This is a genomic window from Micromonospora parastrephiae (assembly GCF_016802865.1).
GTDB classification, from domain to species: Bacteria; Actinomycetota; Actinomycetes; order Mycobacteriales; family Micromonosporaceae; genus Micromonospora; species Micromonospora parastrephiae.
Genome location: NZ_JAEVHM010000052.1, coordinates 1 through 26,230 on the forward strand (window position 1 = coordinate 1; position 26,230 = coordinate 26,230).

Below are 26,230 nucleotides of genomic sequence, written 5' to 3' on the forward strand. Positions count from 1 at the left end.
GCCGACACCGGCGAGCAGCTCGACGCCCTGGACCGCGGCGATCCCGGTCACCTGGGCGACGCCCGGGTGTGCGCCGTGGACGAGCCGGTCGAGCGGGGCCGGCTGGGTATGTGCGGCCTGCTGGACACCTATCCGGCGACCGCCTGACCGTCCCCGGGAGACGGTCGGCGCGGGCGGCGCAAACACATCGAGGAAAGGCCTTGCCTGCTATTCAGGGGCCGCCTACGCTCCAGGAAAGCGTTTGCCTGATCCGCCGTCCGGCCCGGCGCACGGTGCCGAGCTCCGAGGAGGTTCCGTGTGACCGAGAACGCTCTGCACACGGCGGGCCGGCAGGCCGCCGCGACGGCGACCGGAACGCCCGCCGGCTCGGCGAGCACCAGCGGCGCCGGAACGTCCACGGTGGTCGGTCCTCCGCCGGGCACGGGCGGCCGACCACCGCGACCGACGCTCGGCCGCCGCGCGGTGGCGGTCGCGGACTCGCTCTGGCGCCCGGCGCTGGTGCTGGCCGCGTTGTTCGCGGCGTGGTGGTTCGTCGCCGCACAGGAATACGTGCCGAACTATCTGGTGCCCACGCCCGGCCAGGTCTGGACCACCATGACCGAGCAGTGGTCCGAGCTGGCCCGGCACACCCTGGTCACGCTCTACGAGACGGTGCTCGGCTTCGTGCTGGCCGCCGCGCTGGGGCTGGCCGCCGCGGTCGCCATCGCCTACTCCCGCACCCTGGACAAGGCGCTCTACCCGATCGTCCTGTTCGCACAGGTCATCCCGAAGATCGCCATCGCCCCGCTGCTCGTGGTCTGGTTCGGCCTCGGCCTCACCCCGAAGGTCATCCTCGCGGTGCTCATCGCGTTCTTCCCGGTGGTCATCTCCGGCGTGGCCGGGCTGCGCTCCACCGACCCGGAGCTGCTCGACCTCGCCGCCACGATGGGGGCCGGCCCCTGGCGGACGTTCCGCAAGATCCGCTTCCCGAACGCGCTGCCGCACCTGATGGCCGGCCTCAAGGTGGCCGTCACCCTCGCGGTCGTCGGCGCGGTGGTCGGTGAGTTCGTCGGCGCCAGCGAAGGGCTCGGCTACGTCCTGCTGCTGGCCAACGGCAACCTCGACGCCCCCCTGCTGTTCGCCGACCTGATCCTGATGTCCGCCATCGGCATCGTCCTGTTCGTCCTCGTCGAGATCGCCGAGGCTCTGCTCATCCCATGGCACGCCAGCCGCCGCGCCGGCGTGTCACTCACCACCTCCTGACCGACCCCATCACGGAGGCACCGATGAAACGCACCGCCGCCACCATCCTGGCCACCGCCGCCCTGCTCCTCGCCACCACCGGCTGCGGCGGGGACGACTCCGCCGGCAAGACCGGCGCCGACGGCAGCAAACAGGTCACCCTCACCCTCAACTGGGTGCCGTACGGCGAACACGCGCCCTTCTACTACGGCCTGCAGAAGGGCTACTACTCCGCCGAGGGCATCGACCTGAAGATCCTGCCGGGCAACGGGTCCGGCAACACGGTCAAGCAGGTCGCCCAGAAGCAGACCGACTTCGGCTGGGCGGACAGCCCGGTGCTGCTCAAGTCGGTGGCCAGCGGTATGCCGGTGCGCAGCCTCGGCGCGTACCTGGAGAAGGGCCCCTCCTCGGTGGAGTTCTTCACGGAGGAGAACATCAAGACCCCGGCCGACCTCAAGGGCAAGACCGTCGGCGGCACCCCCGGCGACGCCCTGTACGCGACCTTCCCGGCATGGCTGGAGAAGAACGGCCTCAAGAAGGACGACGTCAAGGTGGTCAACGTGGACGCGGCCGGCAAGATCGCCGCGCTGGCCGAGGGCAAGGTCGACGCCATCATGGGCTTCTTCCACGACCAGGCTCCGACCATCGAGAGCAAGACCGGCAAGAAGGTCGACGTGCTGCTCTTCGCCGACTACGGGATGAACCTGCTCGGCACCGGTCTGGTCGCCAACACCCAGACCCTGCAGAAGGACCCGGAGCTGGCCCGCAAGTTCGTCCGGGCCACGCAGAAGAGCTGGGCCGACGCCGCACGGGACCCGGCCGGCGCGGTGAGCGCCATGACCGCGCTGGCCGAGAACGAGCCCGCCCCCGAGGTGCTCACCAAGCAGCTCACCCTCAACCTCCCGCTGATCGGCGCCGAAGGCCCGCCCGGGGTGAACACCGAGGCCCAGTGGACCGAGACCATCGACCTGATGTCCCGCTACGCGGAGCTGAAGAACCCCGGGGCGCCCAACGCGTACTGGGACGCCTCGTACGCGGCGCAGGGGTGACCCGGTGACCGCCGCGCCGGCACGCACCGGCACCGCCATCGGGATGGCCGGGCTGACCGTCCGGTTCAGCACCCGGCGGTCGCAGACCACCGCCCTGGACGACGTGTCGCTGGACATCGAACCGGGGGAGTTCGTCACCATCGTCGGTCCGTCCGGCTGCGGCAAGTCCACCCTGTTGAAGATCGTCGCCGGGTTGGTCCGGCCGACCAGCGGCGAGGTGTCGCTGCTGGAGCGCCCGGTACGCGGCCCGCAGAAGGAGATCGGCTTCGTCTTCCAGAAGGCCGCGCTGCTGGAGTGGCGCGGCGCGCGGGCCAACATCCTGCTCCAGGCCGAGATGCGTGGCATGGACCGGACGAAGGCGGCCCGCCGGGCGGACGAACTGATCGAGATGACCGGCCTGACCGGCTTCGAGAAGGCGTTGCCGCACGAGTTGTCCGGTGGCATGCAGCAGCGGGTGGCACTCTGCCGCGCGCTGCTGCACGCCCCGCCGGTGCTGCTCATGGACGAGCCGTTCGGCGCACTGGACGCGCTGACCCGGGAGCAGATGAACGCCGAACTGCACCGGATCTGGCGGGAGACCGGCACCACCGTGGTGCTGGTGACCCATTCCATCGCCGAGGCGGTCTTCCTCGGCACCCGGGTGGTGGTGATGAGCGCCCGGCCCGGCCGGATCATCCGCACCTTTCCGGTCGAGCTGCCGGCCCACCGCGACTACGCGCAGGTGATGTCGGATCCCCGCTTCGACCGACTCGCCACCGACCTGCGCGGGTTGCTCGGCAGCGCGGCCGCCAACCACTGAGACGCGAATCGGCACGACCGGCACGACGGAAGGAACACCATGACCCGCAGGTCGATCGGCATCATCGTCAACGGCGTGACCGGAAGGATGGGCTACCGGCAGCACCTCGTCCGCTCGCTGTTGGCCATCCGCGAGTCCGGCGGCGTGACGCTGGCCGACGGCACGACCATCTGGCCGGAACCGGTCCTGGTCGGGCGCAACGAGACGAAGCTTCGCGAACTCGCCGAGCGGCACGGTCTGACCGACTGGACCACCGACCTGACCTCGGCGCTGGCCCGTGATGACGTCGAGATCTACTTCGACGCCCAGGTCACCCAGCAGCGGGAGAAGGCCATCCGGCAGGCCATCGAGGCCGGCAAGCACATCTACACGGAGAAGCCCCTCGCCGAGGACACCGCCGCCGCGCTCGACCTGGCGCGGGCCGCCGACGCGGCCGGCGTACGCACCGGCGTCGTGCAGGACAAGCTCTTTCTGCCGGGGCTGCGCAAGCTCAAGCGTCTCGTCGACGGGGGCTTCTTCGGCCGGATCCTCTCGGTGCGGGGCGAGTTCGGCTACTGGGTCTTCGAGGGTGACTGGCAGCCGGCGCAGCGTCCATCGTGGAACTACCGGGCCGAGGACGGCGGCGGCATCGTCGTGGACATGTTCCCGCACTGGCACTACGTGCTGGAGGAGCTGTTCGGCCGGGTCAACGCCGTGTCCTGCGTCATCGCCACTCACGTGCCCGAGCGGGTCGACGAGTCCGGCGGCACGTACGCGGCCACCGCCGACGACGCCGCCTACGCCGTGTTCGAGCTCGACGGCGGGGTGGTCGCGCAGCTCAACTCGTCCTGGTGTGTCCGGGTGCACCGCGACGAGCTGGTGGAGTTCCAGGTCGACGGCACCGAGGGCAGCGCGGTCGCCGGGCTGCGCCGCTGCCGGGTGCAGCACCGGGCGGTCACCCCGAAACCGGTGTGGAATCCCGACCTGCCGGTCACCGAGGACTTCCGCTCCCAGTGGGCCGAGGTGCCCGACAACGAGGATTTCGACAACGGCTTCAAGGTGCAGTGGGAGGCGTTCCTGCGGCACGTGGTAGCCGGTGAGCCGTTCCGGTGGGACTTCCTGGCCGGCGCACGCGGCGTGCAGCTCGCCGAGCTGGGGCTGCGCGCGGCCCGAAAGGGCGTCCGCGTCGAGGTGCCGGAGCTGCACGCGTGAGCGCGACGAGTGAGCCGGGCTCGCGAGCCCCACAGTCGCGGACGAAGGGTGGCCCGGCGAGCGCCACCGAGGTCGTGCTGCCCGCGGGACGGCGCTACCGGCTGAGCGGGGGGAGTGGTTTCGCCCGCCCGTCGGCGCCCGCGACCAGCCGCGTCGCGTACGCCGCCGCGCACGTGGTCGCCGACGCGGGCGCGGAGAACGTGCCGGGCGCCCCGGCGGCCGTGGACTGGGACACCACCCTCGCCTTCCGGCGGCACCTGTGGTCGTACGGGTTGGGGGTGGCCGAGGCGATGGACACGGCCCAACGGGGGATGGGGCTGGACTACCCGGCGACCCGCGAGCTGATCCGGCGCAGCGCCGCCGAGGCCCGTGCCGTGGGCGGACGGATCGTCGCCGGCGTCGGCACCGACCAGCTGCCGGCCGGCCGGGCCACCCTGTCGGCGGTCACCGCGGCGTACACCGAACAGCTCGACGACGTCCGCGCGGCCGGCGCCCGGCCGGTGCTGATGTGCAGCCGGCACCTGGCCGCCGCGGCACGCGGCCCGGAGGACTACCTGCGGGTGTACGACAAACTGCTGACCGCCGCCGAGGAGCCGGTGGTGCTGCACTGGCTGGGTCCCATGTTCGACCCCGCGCTGACCGGCTACTGGGGCGCGGTCGATCTGGACCTGGCGGCCGACACGGTCGTCGAGCTGATCAAGGCGCACCAGTCCAGGGTGGATGGCATCAAGGTGTCGCTGCTGGACGCCGACCGGGAGGTCGCGCTGCGCGCCGGCTACCGGCGGGGGTACGTCTCTACACCGGTGACGACTTCCACTATCCCCAGTTGATCCGGGGCGACGAGGTGGGCCACTCCGACGCGCTGCTCGGGGTGTTCGCGGCCATCGCGCCGGCCGCCGCCGCCGCGCTGGCCGCCCTGGACCGGGGGGACCGGTCCGCGTACGACGAGATCTTCGCGCCGACCGTGCCGCTGGCCCGGCACCTGTTCGCCGCGCCGACCTGGCACTACAAGACGGGGATCGTGTTCCTGGCCTGGCTGGCCGGGCACCAGGACCACTTCACCATGGTCGGCGGCGCGCAGTCCGGGCGTTCCCCGGCGCACCTGGCCACCCTGCTCACCCTGGCCGACGCGGCCGGGTTGCTGCCCGACGCCGAGCTGGCCGCGGCCCGCGCGCGGGCGTTGTTCACGGTCGCGGGAGTGGCGCAGTGAGTCTCGCGCGGTTCTCCTTCAACCAGGCCACCGCCCAGCGCTGGCCACTGCCCGACGTGGTCGCCGGCTGCGTGGCGGCCGGCGTGCCGGGCATCGGACTGTGGCGGGAGCCGGTTGGCGAGTACGGGCTGGCCCGCTCGGCGAAGCTGGTCCGCGACGCCGGCCTCACCGTCACGTCTCTGTGCCGGGGCGGGTTCTTCTCCGCCGACGACTGGCGCTCGGAGAACCTGCGGGCCATCGAGGAGGCGGCGACGCTGGGCGCCCCGGAGTTGGTGCTGGTCTCCGGCGGGCTGCCGGCGGGCAGCCGGGACGTCGACGGCGCCCGACGTCGGGTCGCCGACGCGATCGGCGAGCTGGCCCCGCACGCGGCGGCGGCGGGCGTCCGGCTGGCCATCGAGCCGCTGCACCCGATGTTCGCCGCCGACCGCTGCGTGATCGCCACGCTCGGGCAGGCGCTGGACATCGCCGAGCGGTTCGACCCGGCGGTGGTCGGTGTGGTCGTGGACGCGTACCACGTCTGGTGGGACGACACGGTGTACGCGCAGATCGCCCGGGCCGGTGCGCGGATCGCCGCGTTCCAGGTCTGCGACTGGGTGACCCCGCTGCCGGAGGGGGTGCTGCTCGGCCGGGCGCTGCCCGGCGACGGCTGCATCGAGCTGCGCCGGCTGCGCGAGGCGGTGGACGCGGCCGGTTACGTCGGCCCGATCGAGGTGGAGGTCTTCTCCGCCGAGGTGTGGGCACGCCCGGCCCGGAGGTGCTCGACGCGGCGATGACCGGCTACCTGCGTCACGTTGTCTGAGAGGCTGGGCGCGATCGGCCAGACCCGGCCGATCGGCGATGAGGGCCCCGGACGGCGCTGGCGTCGGCGGTCGGCGCCTGGCTGGGCATCGGCACCGCCCCGGCCACGCTGGTGCTCGGCGCGGCCATGGCCGCCCGACACGGCGGCGCGGTGCCGGTGGCCGGGCTGCTGGTCGGCGGGTTGCTGATGGCGGCGCTGCTGTGGGGGCAGGGCCGGATCGGTCTGCGCCGGCCGCTCGGCGACGGGGGCACGCTGACCGCGGTGCTGCCCGCGTACCTGGGCGACACCTCGCGGCTGCTGCTGGCGGCGGTGCTGGCCGTGTCGATGGTCGGCTGGAACGGGTTCAACGTCGGTCTCGGCGGCGCGTCACTGGCCGCGTTGACGCACCTGCCGGGCTGGGCCGGGCCGGTCCTGCTGGAGGTGGCGGTCCTCGCCGTCTCCTGGGCGCCGGCCCGTTTCGGCAACGGGATCTCGGTGTTCACCACGCTCAGCGCGGTGGCCCTGGTCGGCTGGTGCCTGACGGTGCTGCCACCACCCGGCGCGCCGGTCCGCCTCGCCACGGGTGGGCTCGCCGACGCCGCCGCGCTGATCGGCTACGCGGCGGTGTTCGCGTTGCGGGCACCGGACTTCAGCGTCGACCTGGCCCGCAGGCGGGACCTGGCCTGGTGCGTGGGACTGCTGGTCGGGCCGGCGCTGCTCGGGGTGCTCGCCGGTGCCGGCCTGTGGCTGCGGACCGGCTCAGCCGATGTGGTCGCGCTGCTCGCCGCCGGCTCGGGGTTGGCCGCGTACGCGAATCTGTTCGTCGCGGTGGCGGTCTTCGCCGCCGCGCTGACCACCACGTACTCCGGGGCTCTGGCGGTCCGCGGCCTGACGCCGCGGGTGCCGGCTCGGGTGGCGATGCTGGCCGTCGCGGTGCTCGGCGGGATGCTGGCGGTGGCGCGTTTCGACCGTCTGGTGCTGCCCTGGCTGACCCTGCTGGCCGCCGCGTTGCCGGTGCTGGTGGTGCCGATGGCGACCGAGGCAGCCGCCCGCCGGCGCGGTCGTGCCCCGCGTACCGTGCCCGCCTGGTGTTGGGTGCCGCCGGCGCTGCTCGCGGTCGCCTGCACGCTCGCCGGGGTGGGCGTCGCGCCGCTGCTCGGGCTGGCCCTGGCCGCGTCGTGCACGGTGCTATGGCGGCGACGAGGAGGCGCGCCCCAAGCGGCTGGTGGCAGCTAGCGGGTGGCGTGCGGGCCGTGGTCGCTGACCTGGGCGTCGAACCAGTGGTGCAGCGCATCGCGAAGCTCCGCGTCGTCGGTGGCGTAGGTGGCGCGTGCGCCGTCGGGAATGGCTTCGTACTCGATGGTGATCCGCCCGCCGTGTGCCCGAAGCGTTGCCAGGCCGGGCATCTCGGTGCCATGGATGCGGGCGGGATCGCTGAAGTCACCGCGCCGGAATCGCTCGACCTCGGCGGCCAGATGCTGCTGGACGAGGGTGATCTGGGTGGGGTCGTGGGGGTCGTCGGCGACCACGGTCTGCACGCCGCCGGTGTCGGTGCTGACGAAGCGGTGCGTGGTGCGGTCCAGGTCGAACGGCGCCGCTTTCGATCATGGTGTTGACGAGACACCACCTACCGCGCGTACGGTGATCTTGCCAGCACCGGCGTTCCGTAACACCGCGCAAATCCTCGATCAACCGTCGTGGACTTGGGTGGGGGAGCGCTCCCAATGGCGGGTCGTGATCAATGAGAGATGCTCCACAAGGGAGCAGTCGAAAGGAGCCTCGTGGCTACAGGCACGAGCGGAAACAGGCGGCGAAGACTGGCGATACCGACGTTGGTCGTCGCCCTGATCACCGGTACCACCGGTGTCGCGGGATCGGCGTCGGCGGCCCCTGCGGGCACACCGGGCAACGGAGGCGGCGTCGGCTACTTCACCTCCGGGTTCGACAAGCGAGTCACCCTGACCGACGGGGCCGACCGCCGACCCGGCGGCAATCGCGCGGCGACCCCGAAGACAGCCGTGGACGAGACCGGCTCCGGTACGTACGTCGTCGAACTGGCCGAGGAACCCTTGACCACGTACGCCGGTGGCGTGTCCGGGCTGGCCCGCACCCGCCCGGCGGCGGGCAACCGGCTGGACGTGTCGTCGGCGCCGTCGCAGGCGTACCGCCGACACCTCGACGCGCAGCGGGCCGCCGTTGCCGCCGCGGCCCGGGTACAGGTCAACGCGGTCTACACGACCGCCTTCAACGGGTTTTCGGCAAAGCTGACCGCCCAGCAGGCGACCACGTTGCGGGCGGACAAGCGCGTCCGCGCCGTCACCGCGTCGCGGACGCTCGGCACCCCTGTGACGCCGCCGACCACGACGACCGCCGGCGCCCCGACACCCGCCGCCACCGCCGGGGCGGACCAGTCGGCGCAGCCGGGTATCGCCGGCCGGCCGGTCAAGCCCGGCCCCGGTACGGGCGTGGGCATGGTGATCGGCGTCCTGGACACCGGCATCTGGCCGGAGAGCCCGTCGTTCGCCAAGAAGATGTCCGCGCCCGCGAGCTGGCACGGCACCTGCCAGACCGGTGTGGCCTTCGTGGCCGAGCACTGCAACGGCAAGATCGTCGGCGCCCGGTACTTCGCCGACACGTGGCTCGCCGGCGGCGGCTCGGTGCCCGAGGGCGAGGTCCTGTCCCCTCGTGACATGGCCGGGCACGGCACGCACACCGCATCCACGGCCGCCGGTCTGCCGGTCTCCGACGTCACCATCGACGGCCGGCGCTTCGATCCCATCTCCGGGGTGGCGCCGGACGCCCAGATCGCCGTCTACAAGGTGCTCTGGGGCGGCATGGGCTTCGACGCCGACATCATCGCCGGCATCGACGCGGCCGTCGCCGACGGCGTCCAGGTCCTGAACTTCTCGATCGGTTCCGATCTCGGCGACTGGGAGGCCAACACCCCCATCGGCGTCGCCTTCCTCAACGCCTCGCTGGCCGGAGTCTTCGTGGCGGCGTCGGCGGGCAACACCGGCATCGTGAGCGGAGCGATCAGTAACGCGGCGCCCTGGGTGACCACGGTCGGCGCGGCGGTGACGAACCTCGACGAGGCCACCATCAAGCTCGGCGACGGCACGAAGCTGGTCGGCGGGTCGCTGGACGCCCTGCCGGGTGGCGCCTCGCGGCCGATGGTCTTCGGTGAACAGGCCGGCTCGCCGGATCTGGGGGCCGTCTACTGCGAGCCCGGTAGCTTGGATCCCGCCAAGATCAAGGGCAAGGTGGTCGCCTGCGCGCTGTCCGACATGTTCGGCTCCGCCAACGAGATCAAGGCCAAGGGCGGGGCGGCGATGGTGGTGTTCGAGCCGGTCGGCAACTACCGGATCAACTCCATCTTCAACTTCCCGGTGGTCTACCTGCCGACCAAGAAGCAGGCCGGCACGTTGTTCAACTACCTGATGCGCCACCCCACCGACGCCACGGCGTCGTTGCGCACCGGCGGTGACGGCTCCAGCGTTCCGGGCGTACCCAGTGTGGCGGACTTCTCCTCCACCGGACCGGACAAGGTGGCCACCGGCGTCCTCAAGCCGGACCTGGTGGCGCCGGGTGCGGACATCATCGCCGCGGTCTCACCGGCGGGCAACTTCGGGCGGCAGTACGACGCGTACTCGGGCACCTCGATGGCCTCGCCGTACGTGGCCGGAGCAGCGGCGGTCCTGCGCGCCACGCACCCGGACTGGACGCCGGGCCGGGTCGCCTCGGCGCTGCGGACCACCGCGACCGACACCGTCGGCACCACCAGCCCGCTGGACCAGGGCAGTGGCTTCATCAACCTGGCCCGGGCCACCGATCCGGGACTGGCCATCGAGCCGACCGCGGCGGAGCTGGTCACCTTCAGCGAGACGGCCCAGCCGGACGGAAAGGAACTCAACCTGCCGGCCATCTCGCTGCGCGAGTACGACGGCACCCGTCCGGTGACCCTCACGCGCACGCTCACCAATGTGGGCAAGGCGCGGGAGACCTACCGGTCGTCGGTGTCCGGCCTGCCCGGCATGAAGGTCACCGTCACCCCGGCGTCGGTGACGCTGGCGCCGGGGAATTCCGCGACGGTGACCATCACGCTGCGCCGCGGCAGCGCCCCCTGGGACCGGTACGTCACCGGGTCGATCACCTGGAAGGGCAAGGGGCACAGCGCCCGGATCCCGGTCGCCGCCCGCCCGTGGGGGATCAGCGCCCGGCCGTACGGTGACGACGGCGAGGAGTTCGGCCGGATGACCAGCGGCTCCTTCGGCTTCGTCCAGCCGGGCTTCACCGGGCCGCTCGCCGGTCGCAGCACCGGTTACACGCCGATGCTGCGCACGTCGTACTCGATGCCGGCCGGCGTCTACGGCGGCGTCTTCGACCCGAGCGCCTCCGGCGTGAAGAAGGTCGACTTCACCGTGCCGGCGAACACCGCGGGCATCATCGTCGAAGCCGACACCGAAGACCCGAACACCAACCTCGACCTGTACCTGTACAAGGGCGACACCCTGGTCTACAGCAGTGACAGATACTGGACCAGCGCGGAGCAGGCGTACAAGTTCCTGCCCGAGCCGGGGCGCTACACGGCGTACGTGTTCGCGCAGGTGCCCGGTGGCCCGGTCGTCGACTTCGAACTGCGGCACGCCATCATCGGTCGTAACGCCAGGTATTCGCCTGCCACGCTGACGCTGCCGTCGACGACGGAACGCGGTCAGAGCGTCAACTTCACGTTGAAGCCGAACGGGCCGCTGCCCGAGGGCGACTTCTGGGCGTACACCGAGTACAACACCGACGGGACGATCATCCCGGGCAATCTCGTCTCCACCCAGCAGAGCGCCTGGCAGTAGTTCCTGACGGAGCGTGGGCGGCGCCGTCGGGCGCCGCCCCACCTTCCGCTAACGCTGCCAGGCGTCGATGGCCTTCACGCCGTCGCGCACGCTCCGGTCCAGGATGGTCGGGTTGCCGCTGCTGCCCTCCCAGCCCTGGTCGTGGAACACGGTCACCGCCCCGTCGACCCGGGCCACGGCGATCTGGGCGGAGGAGTCGCCTCCGCTACGCTCGCCGTTCAGGCTGGTGGCGGCCCACGTGCGGGTCACCAGCAACGCCTCGTCCCCGACACCGGGCAACGTCTCGCTCTTGACCGTGACAGGGTTGCCGCCCTGGTCGTACGAGGGGCACGCCTGCACCGCGGCGCGCAGGCGTCGCAGGTAGTCCGAAGCGCCGTCACCCTCGAAGGCGAAGATGGTCTGGTGGATCATGCCCTGCGGCACGTTGCTGTCGGGCTCGCCGGCCTTCTTGTAGGTCACCGTCATTGCCGCGCTCGCGGTGACCTGTCGGCCTCCGGTGCCGAACTCGTTGGCACACAGCTTCGGTAGGGCCTCGGTGACGGGCGTCGGGCGGCGGGGGGACTTCCGCAGTTCGGCAGGCAGCTCGACGAAGGCCGACGTGGGGACGGTGACCGGCGCGCTGGCGCTCGCGGATGGTTCCCCGGTCGGGCTCGGGGTGGCCGCCGCGGTCGTCGGCGACCCGGTCGACGACGCCGAGTCGGGCACGTCTCCACCCGTCGTGCAGGCGGTGCTCAGCGCGACGGTGCCCAGCAACGGCAGGATCAGCCGGAGCACCCGTGGCGCTCGGGCGGTGGGTGGCGCAGCGTACCGGCTCATGTTTCCCCCTCACCTCTACCCGAGCAGTTCCCTGCGACGAGCCGGCGGAAACGATCAGCGCCCCAGCGTGCGCGCCACGGTCGACGACACGGCGGCCAGTTCGGGCTGCGCGGGCAGGAACACAGTCGAAACACCCAGCGACTGGTCCATCGCGGCGAGCTGGTGCTCGTATCGAAGATCGGTGGTGTTGCGTACGCCTCGGACGATCACTCCCACGTCGTGGCAGCGGCAGTACGTTCAACCCGTTCCAGGCCACAACGGTGACGGACGTCCACTCGACCGGCAGGACCGCACGTGCAGCGGCCGCCCGCCGTACTTCGTCGGTGCCCGGACGCTTGCTGCTGTTGACCGCGACCAGCTCGAAGCTGCCGGGGGTAGACGGCTCGCATGCGTACGCGTCCGGGTGTCACGCCCCCAGGACCCGCTGCGCGTCCTGGATGACCGGTGCCGAGGCCGCCGGGGCCCAGGAGGCGAACAGTGCCCGGAAGTAGGCGCCGTGCCGCTCGGCCACCGCGCGATCGTGCTCGATGACGTCCAGTTCGTTGACGATGCTCAGGTCGATGAGCGACCGACGTCGAGCCCCACTCGTCGTTCTCACCTGACCCACGAACCGGTCGAACACCTGGCCGGTCGTGGCCAGCTCCCGCCAACTGCGTTCCCGGTCGCAGGCGCCGTACAGATAGACCAGCTCCTCGGCGTCAGCGCCGATCAGATCCCGCAGGACCGCACGATCGGCCCGATCGAGCAGGGTTCGGTCGAACCCGTCGGTGCCGTAGACGGCGTGGGTGAGGCCCGCGGCCTGTACGTCGCCGTCGCAGCCGAGCGCGGCGAGTCGCTCGCTGACGCGACACAGGTGGGCGTACAGATTGCCCCCGGGATGCGCGATCTGCTCAGCGCCCAGGTCGCGGAGCCAGACCCGAACGGCGGTGTCGGTGCACATGTCCTGACTGTAAGTATCGGCTGCCGGAACTCGCTGCCCCCGTGTGTGGGCAATATGTCACAGCGCCGTGGCTGCGTTTCGCTCAGGTGGGCATTGCCGACACGAAGATGCCGATGACCGCGACAGGCCCCCGATCGGCCTCCGGGCACTGACACGCGTTCCCCCGGACGTCTGGCGGCGCGAGGCGATGTCGCATTCGGTCTCGCCCCGCCCTCAGCGGACCGCAGGGGGAGAGCTTGGACGGTTTCCGTTCGGACCGAACCGAAACCGTCCAAGATCTGCTCGGTCAGCGGCTCCGCAGGGCCGTCTCGGCGGGGCGGACGGGGTTTTGGCCCGCCCGCCACCGACCGACATCAGCTGACCGTGACGATCAGGTTGAGTGAGCGGGTCTCCCCGCTGGTGTAGGTGACCGTCACCCGGGCGGTGAAGGTCCCCTTGCGGGGATAGCTGTGACTCGTCGACCGCAGGGTCGCGGAGTGCGCGACGGTGCTGTTGTCACCGAAGTCCCACGCGTAGTCGGTGATGCTCTGCCCCGACGGTGCCGTCGCGGTGGCGGTCAGCGTGGTGGTCAGCGGCGCGGTGCCGCTGGCCGGGTTGGCCGCGAGCGACAGCGTTCCGCCGGGTTCCTGTTTGACGCCGGCCCCGTTGAACCGCAGCCAGTCCAGCGACAGCAGGTCCGGGGTGCCGCCGGCCTGGGCGGCGTTGACGAACTTCGCGTACAGGGTGGTGGTGCCGGTGGGTTTGTTGGTCAACGTGACGGTGGGCGAGACCAGGTTGTCCCACCCGCCGGTCGACCCGATGGTGGCCCGACCGATCAGGGTGCCGGTGGGTGAGCCGGTCCGCAGCTCGATGTCGCCGCCGAGCCCGCCGTTGGTCACGCCGATCGTCACCGAGCCGATGTTGCGCAGGTCCACCGGCCCGTACGCCACCCAGTCGTTGTGGTCGACGTCGCCGAGCCGCTTGCCGGCTCGGGCGGTGGCCCGGTCGTTCACGACCAGGCCGAACTGGCCGCTGAAGTGCTCGGCCTCCTTGCTCTTGGGCTGCAACTGGACCCGGGTCGAGCCGGTCAGCGCCGGTACGCCGGCCGCGCCACCGTCGGTGTACTGCGCGGTGATCAGCGTGTAGAGGTTCTGCCCCGGTCCGTGCCCGTCACCGGCGTCCGCCTCCGTGGCGAGCAGCCCCGAGCAGCCGGTGTAGACGTCCAGCGGGTGGGCGTGCGAGTCGTGGCCGAGCTGCGTCTGCACGGTCACCTTGGCGCAGTCGATGGTGGCGTCCTCCGGGTCGGTGACCGTCACCGTGTACGGAATCTTGTCGCCGAAGTCGAAGAACCCGCCGTCGGGCACGGTGATGGTCACCGTCGGTCGGGTGTTGCCGACCACCACGTCGGTGACCGTGGTGGCGGTCAACCCGTTGCCACTGTTGCGCACGGTCAGCCGGGCGGTGTGCTTTCCGGCGGTCGAGTAGGTGTGGCTCGGGTTGGCGGCGGTGGAGTCGGTGGTGCCGTCGTTGGTGAAGTCCCAGGCGTAGCTGAGCGTTGACCCGTCACCGGCTGCCGTGCCGGCCGAGGAGAACGCCACCGTCAGTGGCGTGCGTCCGCTGTCCGGGGTGGCGGCGATCTTCACGCTCGGCGGCCTGCCGTTGGCCACGTAGTCGATGCGGTAGATGCCCGCGCCAGCGTTGCTGCCACCGCGACCGCTTCCGGTGCCCTCGCCGAAGTCGATGACGTAGAGCGACCCGTCCGGGCCGAACTCCGCCTCGAAGGGCTGGATCCAGCTCATGTTCTCGAAGATCCCGTTGATCGACTGGAGGTCACCGACGGCGGTCGGACCGAAGCGCGCGTTGCTGAAGGTCTGCGCCGTCTTGTGGATGGAGAGTGTCTTGAACCACCTGCGGGTGAGCTCGTACGTGATCCACTTTCCCTCGAAGTACTCCGGGAACTTGGTGGTGCGGGTGTTCGCCGGATCGTAGTCGTAGACCGGCCCGCTCATCGGCCCGCCACCGCCGGTGCCCAGCTCCGGGAACTGGCTGGAGGCGGAGTACGCGTACCAGACCAGCGCCGACTTCGCCGCCGGCAGGGTGGTGAGGCCGGTGTTGTTGGGGGAGTTGTTCGACGGCGCGGCGCAGTTGAACTTGGCCCCGGAGGTGCTGGTGGCGAAGTCGTAGTCGTTGAACGGGATGTTGTTGCCCACGCAGTACGGCCAGCCGTAGTTGCCGGCGGTGGTGATCCGGTTGAACTCGACCGTCCCCTCCGGACCCCGGTTGGCGTCGGCGGCGCGGGCGTCCGGCCCGTAGTCGGCGACCAGCACCGCGTTGGTCTGCGGCTCGATGGTGATCCGGAACGGATTGCGCATGCCCATCGCGTAGACCTCGGGCCGGGTCTTCGCGGTGCCGGCCGGGAAGAGGTTGCCGGTCGGGATGGTGTACGTACCGTCGGCCTGCGGGGTGATCCGAAGGATCTTGCCGCGCAGGTCGTTGGTGTTGCCGGCGGTGCCCTGGGCGTCCCAGGCGGCGCGGCCGGCTCGCTCGTCGATCGGGGTGTACCCGCTGGAGGCGAACGGGTCGGTGTTGTCGCCGATCGCGGCGTAGAGCCGACCGGCCGCGTCCATGGCCAGCGATCCGCCCATGTGCGAGTTGGCCCGACCCTCGCCGCGGTAGGTGGGGATGGCCAGCAGGCGCTTCTCCGAGGAGAGCGCGACGCTGTTGTTGGCGACCGTGAACCGGGACAGGTTGAGCTGTTTGAGGGTCTTGTCCGACCAGAGCAGGTAGACCCAGCCGTTGCTGGCGAAGTTGCGGTCCAGGGTCATGCCGAGCAGCCCGTCGGACTGGTCGGTCATCGCCGACGTGTACGCGAAGTCCAGCAGCGTGGTGACCTGGAGGGTGTCGGAGTTGACGACCTTCAACGCGCCGGTGCGCTGGATGTAGTAGACCTTCCGGTCCGGCGCGACGGCCAGCTCGAACGGGTCGGCGAGGTTCTCGGTGACCAGCCCCACCCGTTCGAAGGTGCCGGTCTCGGTGGCCGAGCAGTCGCCGGCGACCGCGCCGGCGGCCCACTCGATGCCGTAGCGCAGGTGCTCCAGGAACGTCGGCGTGCTGAACTGGGAGCTGGCGTGCCCGCCGGCGGTGAACCAGGACCGGCCGCCGTCGTAGCGCTGACACCAGGAGTACGCGTGGTCGACGCCCTCGTCCAGGCCGTTGATCCCGTCGCGCACCTTGATCTGCGCGAGGGTGTGCACGTTGCCGGTCGGGTTGGTCCGCCAGTTGTACCACTCCTCGCTCTGTTCCCAGAGCTCCGGCAGGTTGCGGGTGGAGGGATGCGCGCGGTCCAGCACCTTCACCGGGCCGGGGAAGGTGCGCCGGTGGCGGAGAAGTCGGGGTGATAGTCGAAGATGGTGCCGACCAGGCCCTCGTACCACGGCCAGTCACGTTCGCTGGCCGAGGCGGCGTGCAGGCCGGCCCAGCCGCCGCCGTTGCGGATGAACGTCTGCAACGCGGCCCGCTGGCTGGCGTTGAGCAGGTCACCGGAGGCGGGGGTGGAGTTGGTGTTGTTGAACACCAGGGCGTCGAAGGTGGCGAGGTTGGCGTCGGTGAACGCACCCGCGTCGGTGGTGGCGACCACCTCGAAGTTGTTCGCGGCACCGAGTTGCTGGATGGCGGCGACGCGGCCGGGATCGAGTCGTGGTAGAAGTTCGTGATCTTGGAGAAGACCAGCACCCGGAAGCGGGGGGCGGCCTCGGCGGGCAGGGCGGTGGTGGTGCTCAGCACGGTGGCGATGGCGAGCAGGATGAGGCCGAACGCGCGGAGGTGTCGGGGCATGTGGGCGCTCCCTGTCGGACGGTGAGGGGCGGAAAGCGCTTTCTCGCTGCCCGCATCACGGTACTGACAGCCAGTGACGACCGTCAATAGCTCAAGGTAAGCGTTTTCCTGATCCGACGGCGGGGGTCTCGACCGCGTCGGCCCGGGCCGAAACGGGGTCACCGCGCCGACGGTCTTCGCCTACGCTGTCTTCCGGTCGACCTGGGGAGGTCTCGTGACACGACCGTCGGATGTGCCCGAGAGTCGAGGTGCCGACCGCATCGACACCACGGTGGTGCACCCGGCCCGCCGCTACAACTACTGGTTGGGCGGCAAGGACAACTTCGCCGTCGACCGGGAGTCCGGCGACCAGATCGCCGCCGTCTACCCGGGCGTGCGCACCCTCGCTCGGGAGAACCGGGCCTTCCTCGGCCGGGCGGTGCGGTTCCTCGCCCGGGAAGCCGGTGTCCGGCAGTTCCTCGACATCGGCACCGGCATCCCGAGCGCCGACAACACCCACGAGGTGGCCCAGTCCGTGGCCCCGGAGTCCCGGGTGGTCTACGTCGACAACGACCCGATGGTGCTGGTCCACGCCCGTGCGCTGCTGACCAGCGACCCGGCCGGCGCCACCGCATACCTCGACGCCGACCTACGCGACCCGGAGAAGATCCTCGCCGATCCGCAGTTGCACACCACACTGGACCTGTCCCGACCGGTGGCCCTGGTGCTGGTCGCCGTGACGCACTTCCTCACCGACGACGACCGCCCCCACGAGCGGGTCGCCCAGCTGCTCGATGCCCTGCCCTCCGGGAGCTGGCTGGCCCTGACCCACTTCACCACCGACCACATCCCCGCCGAGATCGTCCAACGGATGGAGGCCGAGTTCACCGCCGGACGGATGAAGCAGGACGCCGTGTCCCGCGACCGCGCCGAGTTCGCCCGCTTCTTCACCGGACTCCAGCTGGCCGACCCGGGCATCGTCCCGGTCACCGAGTGGCGGCCGCAGGCGCCACCGGCGCAGCGACCGCCCCTGGCCGACGCTTCCATCTACGGCGCGGTGGCCCGCAAGCCCTGACGGGACCAGCTCGCAGCCGAGTGGGGTGCTCCGGGACGCCACGGCGGGGCGATCATCTCGCCCCGCCGTGGTCCTGCTCACCGCGTCGGCAGGGTCAGTTGCCGGCTGGCGGCGCCGTCAGCTCGGCGTGTCGCACCCGGTAGTCCCCCTGCGTCACCGTGGCGAACGCGGCCGGCGCGAGGCAGGTACCGATTCGGCTCGGGCCCCACTCGCCCGCCTCGTTCTGGTCGGCGCTCGCCGACCAGGTGAAACCGACCCGGTCACGGTTGCGGCCGCCGTCCTGCACGCTGAAACCGACGCGCTTGCCGAGGAAGTCGCTGGCCTGCTCGTCCGCGCGGGTGACGATGGCGGTGAGGGTCGCATGACCAGGGCTGGTGATCATGCAGTCGACTGCCGCCTCGAACCGTACGGTGATGCCCTGCGTGGCCAGCCGGTGCGAGACCCGCACCGTACCGGTCGCGTCCGCCGGCGAGCCCTTCTCCCCGCCGGGGAGCGGAATTGGACGGCTGTACGGCGCCGACCGGACGTCGAAGGCGAACGACCGCACGTCGTCGTCCTGCCCGTACGGTAGGACGAACTCCGCCGAGCCGGTGACCCGCGCCGGGCTGCGGTCCGCGGCTCCGGCCGGTGCCCCCGCCGCCGCGATGACGGCCGCGGCGACGATTCCCCATCCGAGTGTTCTGCGCATGTTCTTCCTCCCGATTCGGCCACGGTGTCGCGGCCCTGCGATACCTCCACGGTCAGGGATGCGCGACGAAGATTGATCCCCTCCGAGGGGGAAGGAGCTACCTCGCCTACGGGAGCGGGCGTCACCGCGACGGCAGGAGACGCCGGGGCAGGTGTCCGTCAACGTCGGGGGCGTTCGGTGGTCTCGCGTGGTGGTGCCCAGGATGGACGCCAGGTTGTCGGGGGAAGCGGCGCCAGGCTTGCGAAGTGGTCGATGACCGCCCGCAGGCCGGGGTGGGGGTTCGCTCGGGGGAGGACGAGCGAGAGCGGATAGGCGAGCGTCGGATTCACGATCGGGATGCGGCGCAGGTCGTGGTTCGTCGGCCAGATGTACCGGTCGCGTGAGCCCACCAGGGTTGCCACGTCGGCGGAGTCCGCGAGGATGTCGAGGAGCACCTCGTTGCCGAAGTTCGGGCCCGCCGCGTCGACGCGGAGGTCGAAGTCGGTGGCGAGCTGATCGTAGAAGTCCGCCCATTCGCTTCCCGGCGCGATACCCGGCACCCAGATCCGGTGCTGACGCAGCTGGGACGGAGTCAGCGTTCGTGCCGAGGCGAGCGGGTGCCTCGGGCCGACGAGGAGTTCCAGCGGGGAGTCGAACGCGTGGATCATCCGCACGTCGCGCGGCAGGGTGGCCGGGTCGGTGACCGAGCGGAACGAGGCGTCGATGTCGCCGGCCTGCACGGCGGCGACCACCGCGCGCGGGTCGTTGACCCGTAGCGTCACCACGTCGAGGTCGGTGCCGGGGTGCGACCGCCAGTAGTCGTGCAGGACGACGGCCTGCGCGGATCGCAGGCCGAGAACATCGATCCGAAGGGCCCGCGAGCCCGGTCTGATCGCGGCGACGGCGCGATCGACGCCCGTGACGACGCTCCGGGCGTGCGGAAGGAAGGCTTGCCCGTCGAGGGTCAGCTCGACCCCACGGGCGGTACGGGTGAACAACCGGACGTCGAGTTCGCGTTCGAGGGCCGCGATCCGCTTCGACACGGCCTGTTGCGTCACGCCCAGCTCGTCGGCCGCGTGTTGCAGCTGGCCGAGTTCGGCCGCGCGGACGAACGACCGTACCGCCTCGGTATCCACTGATCCATTATGCGTCCGCACAACCGATGGTTGTGACTCGCCCGAAGCTCGGTTGTTTGCTCCCGTGCTGGCGCGGCCGGTGTGATGCCAGACCCGAACATCGGTTGTCGCGAGGGAGTCGCATGCGCGTGCGGTTGGGGCGCAACTTCGGTTGGCTGTGGTCGGCCTACGCCGTCAGCACGTACGGCACGTGGATCGCCTTCGGCGCGTTCCCGCTGATCGCGGTTCGAGTGCTGCACTCGTCGGCGTTCGCCGTGTCGCTCCTGGCGGCGGTCGGGCTTGCCGTCGCGGCGATTGTCGCGTTCCCGCTCGGGCCGTGGGTCGAGCACCGAGCCAAGCGTCCGGTGCTGGTCGCGATGGACCTGGTCCGGTTCGTCGCGATGGCGAGCGTTCCGGTCGCGTACGCCCTGGGCCTGCTGTCGTACGGCCAACTGCTGGTCGTCTCGGTCGTCTCCGGTACCGCGAGCATCGCCTTCGCCGCCGCATCCGGCGCGTACCTGAAGTATCTCGTCAGGGGCGACCACCTCCTGGTGGCGAACGGGAGATTCGAGGGTACGAACTGGGTGGCGACCGCGGCGGGCCCGCCGCTCGGTGGTGCGCTCATCGGGTTGCTCGGCCCGGTCGTCACCGTGCTGGCCGACGCCCTCAGCTACCTGCTGTCCGCGCTCGCGGTCCTGCGCGTGCGCGGAGGCGACGTCGCGTCGCCCCGCGACCGGGCCGCCCGGCTGCGCGGAACCGACCTTCTCGACGGCTGGCGGTTCATCTTCCGCGACCGCGTACTCAGGGGTCTGTTCCTCAACTCGATCCTGGTCGGCGGCCTCATCATGGCCACCGCCCCACTGCTGTCCGTGCTCCTGCTGGGCCAGTACCACTTCCCGGCCTGGCAGTACGGTCTCGCCTTCGGCATCCCGGCGCTCGGCGGCTTCGTGGGCGCCCGTCTGTCCGCGCGCCTCGTGACCCGCCACGGCCGGCACCAGGTCATGATCGTCTCCGGTTGGCTGCGATCGCTCTTCCCGCTCGGTCTCGCGTTCGTCCATCCCGGCACAACCGGCCTCATCACCGTGATCGTCGTCGAGGGCCTGCTGATCACCTGCATGGGCATCTTCAACCCGATCTACGCGACCGAACGCCTGCAACGGACTCCGATGGACCACACCGCCCAGATCCTCAGTACGTGGAGTGCCGTCGGCAAACTCCTCCAGGCCGCCCTGATGGTGATCTGGGGCGTTCTCGCCACCCTCACCAGCCCGCTCGCCGCGATCACCATGTCCGGCGTTCTCCTGCTCGCCACCCCGCTGCTGCTGCCGAAACGGATGCGGTGGTCCGCGACCGAGCCGGTGAGCGCGAGGTGAGCCGCCGATGCTCTGCCGTGGCCATGGCGCGCGGACACGCCGTCGACGAAGGGCCGGCGCTCGACGGCCTGGCCAGGGGGGCGGAGTCAGGCGCCGCCAGGGAGCGGGCGGGGCACTATCGTTCTGGCGTGCACATCCGTTTTGACGTCCCGGCCGATCCCGCCTACCCGGGCCGCGTGGCCGCTGCGCTCGGCAGTGTCCGGCTGCGCAGGTACGGCTACGTCGGGGCGGTGCTTGCGGCGGTCGGGGCGATCAGCCTGGTCCTCTCGCGAGAGTTCGCGTGGGGCGAGCAGATTTCGCCGCTGTGGTTGGCGATGATCGTGGGTGGCCTGCTGTCGATGCTGTACTGGCCGTGGGTGCTGCTGCGCGCCAGGCGCCGCTCCAGTCGCTACGCCGTCGAGGGCGCGTACGACATCACCGATGACAACATCATGATGCGCAGCGGCTCGGAGTCCGGCGGCATCGCCTGGGATGGGGTCGCCCAGGTAAGGGATACCTCCGAGTTCTGGATCGTGTACGTCGGCCGGATGCCGGCGACCGTGATCCCACGCCGGTTGATGTCCGCCGAGGATGCCGAGACATTGCGCGCCTATATGGCCGGACGTGGGCTGCTCCGACGTCGATGAACTCACGTGGCGTAGGCCGCGGGTCGGGGCTAACACGCTGCAGATCCTCCGCGCCATACTGGGGTAATGCTGAAGCGCTTCTGGCTCGTCCTTGCCGGGCTGGTGCTGCTCGCCCTCGGCGTGGTGTTTCTGGTCGTCGGGCTCGACCAGGCGGACAAGATCGCCAGTATCGTCGGTGCCGCGTGCGGGGTCCTCGGGCTCGTGCTTGGCGTGCTCGGCTCGCCCTCGGCGGGCCACACGATACGCGCCTCACGCACCGGTAAGATCCGTAACCACGCGGGCTTCGCGGTCAGTGGCATCCACAGCACAGCCACACCCTCCGCCGATCGGGTAATCGCGCACCGGACCGGCGACGTCGAGGGCGGCGACGGGGACGCCACCACCGGCGTCCGGTTGGGCTGAAACCATGGCCGACAACCGGCCGGGGCCCCGGCGCGTCTCCGCCGATCGGACCGGGACGATCCGCGTGGACGCCGGCGGCTCGTCCGTCGCCGTGTCCGGTGTCGTCCTTGGCAGCATCACGATCGGCGACACCACCTATGTCCTCGACGACATCGCAACCGCACCGGCGGCGTTGCCCCGAGACCCCGTCGAGACTCCCAGCCGGCTGCTGGCCACTCATCAGCGGGCGGTCGCGTTCACCGGCCGTGAACAGGAGCTGGATGCGCTCGTCCGCTGGCGGGACGCACCCAACATCCCGTGGGCCGTCCGGCTGATCCACGGCGCTGGTGGAGAGGGCAAGACCCGGCTCGCGCTCCGGATCGCCGAGCTGTCGGTCGGGCAAGGGTGGCGGGTCGTCGAGGCCAGGCACCGATCCTCGATCGCGCCACCGGAGGGCATCGCGGCCGAGGCGGCACGGGGCGATCGGCTACTGGTCGTCGTCGACTACGCGGAACGCTGGCCGGCCGAGCACCTGCTCGGCGTCCTCGGCGACCCACTCGTACGGCGGCACGGACAGGTCCGGATCCTGCTGATCAGCCGCCAGGCCGGCGCTTGGTGGCAGGCAATCCGGCACGAGCTGAAGAAGATCACGGGCGATGTGGATGTGATCCGGCTGCAACACCTGGCCCCAGGCCGGCAGCGTGAGGCCGCTTTCGTCGCGGCGCGGGACGAGTTCGCACGTATCTTCGATGTCGAAGCGGCCGACATTCCGCTGCCGGCGAACCTGTCGGGCCCGGAGTTCGACCTGGTGCTGTCCGTGCATATGGCCGCGCTCGTTGCCGTGCACACCCGCAAGACCGGGGCGAGCGCACCCACCGGGACCGCCGGCCTGTCCACGTACCTGCTGGAGCGTGAACAGGCGGCCTGGCACGCGCTGCACCGACGTGGAGTGGTGGCCACCGCGCCGGCCGTGTTGGCGCAGACCGTAGCGACCGCGATCCTCACCCGGGCGCTGCCCGTCAAAGCGGCCATAGCGGCGCTCGGCACCGCCCGGGTCGCCGAACCGGTTGGCGCCGGGCAGGTGCTCGACGACCACAGCATCTGCTATCCCTCGGCTCACCAGGGGGTCGTCCTCGAGCCGCTGTACCCGGATCGGCTGGCCGAGGATTTCCTCGCGCTGACCCTGCCCGGGCATCACCACGAGGACTTTCACATCCCGCCCTCGGTCGGGCACTGGGCCGGAACACTCGTGGAAACCGTGCTCAGCCCGCAGGCGCCGTGGTTGCGGGAGGGCCTGACCGTGGTCATCGAGACCGCGCACCGGTGGCCGCACGTCGCCAAGCACCACCTCTTCCCGTTGCTGCGCCAGCAACCCGCACTCGCCGTCGCGGCGGGTGCGGCGGCCGTGATCCGGGTGGTGGAGCTGCGGGATATCGACATCGGCGTGCTCGCGGCGGTCGCGCGAGAGCTTCCGACCCGCCGCCATGTCGAGCTGGACAGCGCGGCCGCAGCTGTGAGCGAACGCCTCGCCGAGATGATGCTGGCGCAGACGACCGACCGAGCGACGAAGATGACGGTGCTCGCCGAGCTCGGGAGCCGCCTGGCCAACGCCGGGCACCTGCAGCGGGCACTGGAGGTGTCCACCCGGGCGGTCCGCCTGTGCGTCCTGCTGGACGAGCAGCACCCGGACGGCGTGCATGGCGTCCTGGCCGCCCCCGTGTACGCACTGCAGGGCTTGATGCTGCTGAACCTCGGGCGCGCGGCCGACGCGCTGGAGCCGATGCGGACCGCCGTCGCCCGGTATCGGGTGCTGGTCCGCCGTGACCGGCGGCTCCTCGCGGGCATGGCTGGCGCGCTCAGCAATCTCGCGCTCAGCTATTCGCGGGTCGGGCGTTCCCGGGAAGCGTTGTCGACCCACCTGGAGGCACTGCGCATTCGGCGTCGGCTTCATCGTCGAGGCCCCACCGGGATGGCGGACGAGCTCGCTATCTCGTTGAGCAACGTCGCCAACGAGTTCATGTCGACCGGCCGCGTCGCCGAGGCGCTCCCGGTTGCGCTCGAGGCGCTGGTGCTGCGACGGGACCTCGCCCGTGAGGCTCCGGCCACCTATCTGGTCGATCTGGCCATCTCACTCAACAACCTCGTACCGATCTACCTGGCGTTGGACCGCGTGGACGAAGCGTTCGAGCACGCGCGTCAGGTGGTCGAGATCCGCCGGCAACTGGTCCAGGCGAACGCCACCGCGTTCGAGCCCGCGCTCGCCTCGGCGCTGTCCAACCTCGCCGGACTTCAGCTGCGCTACGGGCAGGTGGCGGAGGCGAGCCTGACGATGTCGCAGGCCGTCGATGTGTACCGCCGCCTCGCACGGGCCGATCCGGCCGCTCACGCCCTGGAGCAGGTCAACGCCACGAGCCAGCTGGCAGATTTGCTCCTGCGGACGGGTCGCCCCGCGCAGGCCCGGGACCTTGCCGCGGAGGCGCTGGCGCTGACCGGGCACGTGGCCCAGGTCGCCCCCGGCCGCCTACGGTCCGAACAGGTCGCGGCGACAACCTGCCTGTTTCGCGCGCTGTGGGACCTGGAAGAAGCGGACGAGGCGAAGCAACTCGTGACGCAACTGCTCGAACAGGCCGCGACGTGGGACGCCGATGCTCGTGTCGCGTTACGTGTCGACCTGCTCAATCGACAGCTCTCCGCCCGAGACCTCGATGCGGTGGCGCTCACCGCGGCCGAAACCGCTGTCCGGCTGTTCCGGTCGGCCAGCCGGAACGAACCGGTGAACCTGGACTTCGCCGAAGCGCTGCTGAACCTGGGCATCAGACTTCGCGGCGTCGGGCGGCTGGCCGAGGCCCGGACGGTGCTGCGGGAGGCGGCGACGCTCGTGGACGGACCCGAGCCGGTAGGCCGACACCGGTTGATCGCGGTGAAGGTCGCGACGCTGCGCGGCATCACGGCGCTCGAATCCGTTGATGTGCAGACAGCGGTCGATAGCGCCGCACGGGCTGCCGCACTGGGCCGCACCATCGCGCTGCCCGCGGGCACAGCCGACACTCTCACCCAACTGCTCGACGGGCTCCAGCAACTGTTCACAGCGGTGGACGACGCGGAGGCTACGGTGGTTGCCGGGCGCCTGCGCGGGGACGCCGCCGCCATCCGCAGTGCCCAACGTGTGCCCGACGAAGAGGAATTCCGCTTTTCCATCCTCTGATGCCACCCCGGAGTGCCGCCGTCTGGGGCGGAAACAACGCTCCGCGGGCGAAGTAGGCCGCTCCAGTCGCCATCAGCAGGGCCAGTAACGCAACGATGAGATTCGCACCGTTGAAGCCCTTGCCTTCGAGGATGTTCAGGGCCGTGACTTCCGGTAGCGGCATGCGTCCACCTGCCATGATGCTGTCCTGTGTGGGCAGGCTGCAGCCTACGCAACGCCTTCAAGGCAGCAGGGTCCCAGCGCCCCGCTGCCCTGGAGCATCCCACCGCGGAGGACACGAGTGCGGGTCAGCACGGCGACGAGCGCGGGTAGGACCGGTCGGCCGAACGAGGACTTTGTCGGTGCTGTTCCGAACGCCGTCGTCCTGCTGGACGGTGCCGGCATCCCGGGCGCCGAATCGCTCTGCTCGCACGGTGTCGCCTGGTACACGCACCGCCTTGGTGGCACGCTGCTCGGCCACCTCTCGCGCGACGGCGGGGAAGACCTCGCGGGCATCCTCGCCACCGCGATCGGCGAGGTGGCCGCCGAGCACGGCGACACGTGCGACATCGCGGACCCTGCGAGCCCCCAGGCCACCGTCGGGATGGTCCGCGCCCACCGGGGCCGCCTGGACCATCTCCTGCTCGCGGACTCCTTCCTCGTCCTCGACCAGGCCCACGCCGGCCCGCAGGTGATCACCGACGAGCGCGAGGTGCTTGCCAGGCGCGACTGCGCGACGCCCCTGGAGGGGCTTGCGCAGGGAACACCGGAGTACGAGCGCGCTCGCGACTCCTGCGTGACGGCGCTGCGGGCACGCCGGAACCAGCCGGGCGGTTACTGGATTGCCAAGGACGACCCGCGTGCCGCGCAGGAGGCGGTGACCGGCAGCCGGTCCCTGCATGACCTGAACGGCGTCGCGCTGCTCAGCAATGGCGCCAGTCGCATCGTGAGCCCGTACGGCGTGACCGACTGGCCCGGCGTCCTGGAGCTGCTCGCCGCCCACGGCCCATCCGGTGTCATCCGCCGCGTCCGGCAGCTCGAAGCCCAGGCTGCCGACGGCCCCAATGCTCAGATCCCGGACGACGCCACGGTCGTCCACTGCACGCACCTGCCGAGTTAGGAGTCGCCCTCGACGGGTGGCGTTCGGCGTACGCCGGGCATGACCG

The 26,230-nt window shown here is 71.0% G+C and carries 21 protein-coding genes and 1 pseudogene; 14 read left to right on the forward strand and 8 right to left on the reverse strand.

Annotated elements, in window-relative coordinates:
* Window positions 1–297: 297 nt before the first annotated feature.
* The 7 genes and pseudogenes from JNW91_RS13400 to JNW91_RS13430 all read left to right on the forward strand — a co-directional run bounded on the left by JNW91_RS13400 (window position 298) and on the right by JNW91_RS13430 (window position 7,484).
* On the forward strand, window positions 298–1,242 hold the full coding sequence (locus JNW91_RS13400; RefSeq protein WP_203175162.1) for an ABC transporter permease: 945 nt from the start codon (window positions 298–300) through the stop codon (window positions 1,240–1,242).
* A 23-nt stretch (window positions 1,243–1,265) separates the two neighbouring features.
* On the forward strand, window positions 1,266–2,270 hold the full coding sequence (locus JNW91_RS13405) for an ABC transporter substrate-binding protein (protein ID WP_203175163.1): 1,005 nt from the start codon (window positions 1,266–1,268) through the stop codon (window positions 2,268–2,270).
* 43 nt (window positions 2,271–2,313) lie between these two features.
* The gene (locus JNW91_RS13410; protein ID WP_238424916.1) at window positions 2,314–3,069 is read left to right on the forward strand and encodes an ABC transporter ATP-binding protein; all 756 of its coding nucleotides are present in this window, start codon (window positions 2,314–2,316) and stop codon (window positions 3,067–3,069) included.
* 39 nt (window positions 3,070–3,108) lie between these two features.
* Window positions 3,109–4,260 carry a Gfo/Idh/MocA family protein gene (locus JNW91_RS13415; protein ID WP_203175165.1) on the forward strand — a complete coding sequence of 384 codons (1,152 nt, stop codon included), beginning with the start codon at window positions 3,109–3,111 and terminating at the stop codon, window positions 4,258–4,260.
* Between the two features lie 101 nt (window positions 4,261–4,361).
* Window positions 4,362–5,470: pseudogene (locus JNW91_RS13420) on the forward strand (dihydrodipicolinate synthase family protein).
* Entirely contained in the window at window positions 5,467–6,243 is a 777-nt protein-coding gene (locus JNW91_RS13425; protein WP_203175166.1) for a sugar phosphate isomerase/epimerase family protein, read from the forward strand. Before JNW91_RS13420 ends, JNW91_RS13425 begins: the two are co-directional and overlap by 4 nt.
* Before the next feature lie 152 nt (window positions 6,244–6,395).
* Window positions 6,396–7,484, forward strand: a complete 1,089-nt coding sequence (locus JNW91_RS13430; protein ID WP_203175167.1) for a hypothetical protein — start codon at window positions 6,396–6,398, stop codon at window positions 7,482–7,484.
* On the opposite strand, the gene JNW91_RS13435 is transcribed toward JNW91_RS13430, so the two are convergent.
* Window positions 7,481–7,786: a hypothetical protein gene (locus JNW91_RS13435; RefSeq protein ID WP_203175168.1), complete on the reverse strand. Its 306-nt coding sequence runs from the start codon at window positions 7,784–7,786 to the stop codon at window positions 7,481–7,483. The genes JNW91_RS13430 and JNW91_RS13435 overlap by 4 nt on opposite strands.
* 243 nt (window positions 7,787–8,029) lie before the next feature.
* Between JNW91_RS13435 and JNW91_RS13440 the strand changes: the two genes are divergently transcribed.
* Entirely contained in the window at window positions 8,030–11,095 is a 3,066-nt protein-coding gene (locus tag JNW91_RS13440) for a S8 family serine peptidase (protein WP_309244344.1), read from the forward strand.
* A gap of 48 nt (window positions 11,096–11,143) precedes the next feature.
* Here the strand turns inward: JNW91_RS13440 and JNW91_RS13445 are convergent, their stop codons facing one another.
* The 5 genes from JNW91_RS13445 to JNW91_RS33140 all read right to left on the reverse strand — a co-directional run bounded on the left by JNW91_RS13445 (window position 11,144) and on the right by JNW91_RS33140 (window position 16,467).
* Window positions 11,144–11,911 carry a hypothetical protein gene (locus JNW91_RS13445; protein ID WP_203175170.1) on the reverse strand — a complete coding sequence of 256 codons (768 nt, stop codon included), beginning with the start codon at window positions 11,909–11,911 and terminating at the stop codon, window positions 11,144–11,146.
* A 54-nt stretch (window positions 11,912–11,965) separates the two neighbouring features.
* Entirely contained in the window at window positions 11,966–12,121 is a 156-nt protein-coding gene (locus JNW91_RS13450) for a nucleotidyl transferase family protein (RefSeq protein WP_203175171.1), read from the reverse strand.
* A gap of 196 nt (window positions 12,122–12,317) precedes the next feature.
* Window positions 12,318–12,851: a DUF6817 domain-containing protein gene (locus JNW91_RS13455; protein ID WP_203175172.1), complete on the reverse strand. Its 534-nt coding sequence runs from the start codon at window positions 12,849–12,851 to the stop codon at window positions 12,318–12,320.
* Window positions 12,852–13,204: 353 nt separating this feature from the next.
* Complete coding sequence (locus tag JNW91_RS33135; RefSeq protein ID WP_309244345.1) at window positions 13,205–16,186, reverse strand: PQQ-dependent sugar dehydrogenase; 2,982 nt, start codon at window positions 16,184–16,186, stop codon at window positions 13,205–13,207.
* The gene (locus tag JNW91_RS33140) at window positions 16,183–16,467 is read right to left on the reverse strand and encodes a ThuA domain-containing protein (RefSeq protein ID WP_309244346.1); all 285 of its coding nucleotides are present in this window, start codon (window positions 16,465–16,467) and stop codon (window positions 16,183–16,185) included. Before JNW91_RS33140 ends, JNW91_RS33135 begins: the two co-directional genes overlap by 4 nt.
* Window positions 16,468–16,878: 411 nt before the next feature.
* On the opposite strand from JNW91_RS33140, the gene JNW91_RS13465 reads away from it, so the two are divergent.
* Complete coding sequence (locus JNW91_RS13465; RefSeq protein ID WP_309244347.1) at window positions 16,879–17,718, forward strand: SAM-dependent methyltransferase; 840 nt, start codon at window positions 16,879–16,881, stop codon at window positions 17,716–17,718.
* A gap of 94 nt (window positions 17,719–17,812) precedes the next feature.
* Here the strand turns inward: JNW91_RS13465 and JNW91_RS13470 are convergent, their stop codons facing one another.
* Both JNW91_RS13470 and JNW91_RS13475 read right to left on the reverse strand, forming a co-directional pair.
* Window positions 17,813–18,406 carry a hypothetical protein gene (locus JNW91_RS13470; RefSeq protein WP_203175173.1) on the reverse strand — a complete coding sequence of 198 codons (594 nt, stop codon included), beginning with the start codon at window positions 18,404–18,406 and terminating at the stop codon, window positions 17,813–17,815.
* 158 nt (window positions 18,407–18,564) lie between these two features.
* Window positions 18,565–19,521: a LysR family transcriptional regulator gene (locus JNW91_RS13475; RefSeq protein WP_203175174.1), complete on the reverse strand. Its 957-nt coding sequence runs from the start codon at window positions 19,519–19,521 to the stop codon at window positions 18,565–18,567.
* 122 nt (window positions 19,522–19,643) lie between these two features.
* Between JNW91_RS13475 and JNW91_RS13480 the strand changes: the two genes are divergently transcribed.
* The 5 genes from JNW91_RS13480 to JNW91_RS13500 all read left to right on the forward strand — a co-directional run bounded on the left by JNW91_RS13480 (window position 19,644) and on the right by JNW91_RS13500 (window position 26,184).
* Complete coding sequence (locus JNW91_RS13480) at window positions 19,644–20,873, forward strand: MFS transporter (protein ID WP_203175175.1); 1,230 nt, start codon at window positions 19,644–19,646, stop codon at window positions 20,871–20,873.
* Between the two features lie 128 nt (window positions 20,874–21,001).
* The gene (locus JNW91_RS13485) at window positions 21,002–21,499 is read left to right on the forward strand and encodes a YcxB family protein (protein ID WP_203175184.1); all 498 of its coding nucleotides are present in this window, start codon (window positions 21,002–21,004) and stop codon (window positions 21,497–21,499) included.
* A gap of 66 nt (window positions 21,500–21,565) precedes the next feature.
* Window positions 21,566–21,901 carry a hypothetical protein gene (locus JNW91_RS13490; RefSeq protein WP_203175176.1) on the forward strand — a complete coding sequence of 112 codons (336 nt, stop codon included), beginning with the start codon at window positions 21,566–21,568 and terminating at the stop codon, window positions 21,899–21,901.
* 4 nt (window positions 21,902–21,905) lie between these two features.
* Entirely contained in the window at window positions 21,906–25,085 is a 3,180-nt protein-coding gene (locus JNW91_RS13495; RefSeq protein ID WP_203175177.1) for a tetratricopeptide repeat protein, read from the forward strand.
* Between the two features lie 280 nt (window positions 25,086–25,365).
* On the forward strand, window positions 25,366–26,184 hold the full coding sequence (locus JNW91_RS13500) for a hypothetical protein (RefSeq protein WP_203175178.1): 819 nt from the start codon (window positions 25,366–25,368) through the stop codon (window positions 26,182–26,184).
* Window positions 26,185–26,230 lie beyond the last annotated feature (46 nt).

Excerpts from the sequence above, each read along its gene's own strand:
- JNW91_RS13405 (WP_203175163.1), top strand. The coding sequence starts at position 1,266 with ATGAAACGCACCGCCGCCACCATCCTGGCCACCGCCGCCCTGCTCCTC.
- JNW91_RS13410 (WP_238424916.1), top strand. The coding sequence starts at position 2,314 with ATGGCCGGGCTGACCGTCCGGTTCAGCACCCGGCGGTCGCAGACCACC.
- JNW91_RS13415 (WP_203175165.1), top strand. The coding sequence starts at position 3,109 with ATGACCCGCAGGTCGATCGGCATCATCGTCAACGGCGTGACCGGAAGG.
- JNW91_RS13430 (WP_203175167.1), top strand. The coding sequence starts at position 6,396 with ATGGCCGCCCGACACGGCGGCGCGGTGCCGGTGGCCGGGCTGCTGGTC.
- JNW91_RS13445 (WP_203175170.1), bottom strand. The coding sequence starts at position 11,911 with ATGAGCCGGTACGCTGCGCCACCCACCGCCCGAGCGCCACGGGTGCTC.
- JNW91_RS13455 (WP_203175172.1), bottom strand. The coding sequence starts at position 12,851 with ATGTGCACCGACACCGCCGTTCGGGTCTGGCTCCGCGACCTGGGCGCT.
- JNW91_RS13470 (WP_203175173.1), bottom strand. The coding sequence starts at position 18,406 with ATGCGCAGAACACTCGGATGGGGAATCGTCGCCGCGGCCGTCATCGCG.
- JNW91_RS13480 (WP_203175175.1), top strand. The coding sequence starts at position 19,644 with ATGCGCGTGCGGTTGGGGCGCAACTTCGGTTGGCTGTGGTCGGCCTAC.
- JNW91_RS13490 (WP_203175176.1), top strand. The coding sequence starts at position 21,566 with ATGCTGAAGCGCTTCTGGCTCGTCCTTGCCGGGCTGGTGCTGCTCGCC.
- JNW91_RS13495 (WP_203175177.1), top strand. The coding sequence starts at position 21,906 with ATGGCCGACAACCGGCCGGGGCCCCGGCGCGTCTCCGCCGATCGGACC.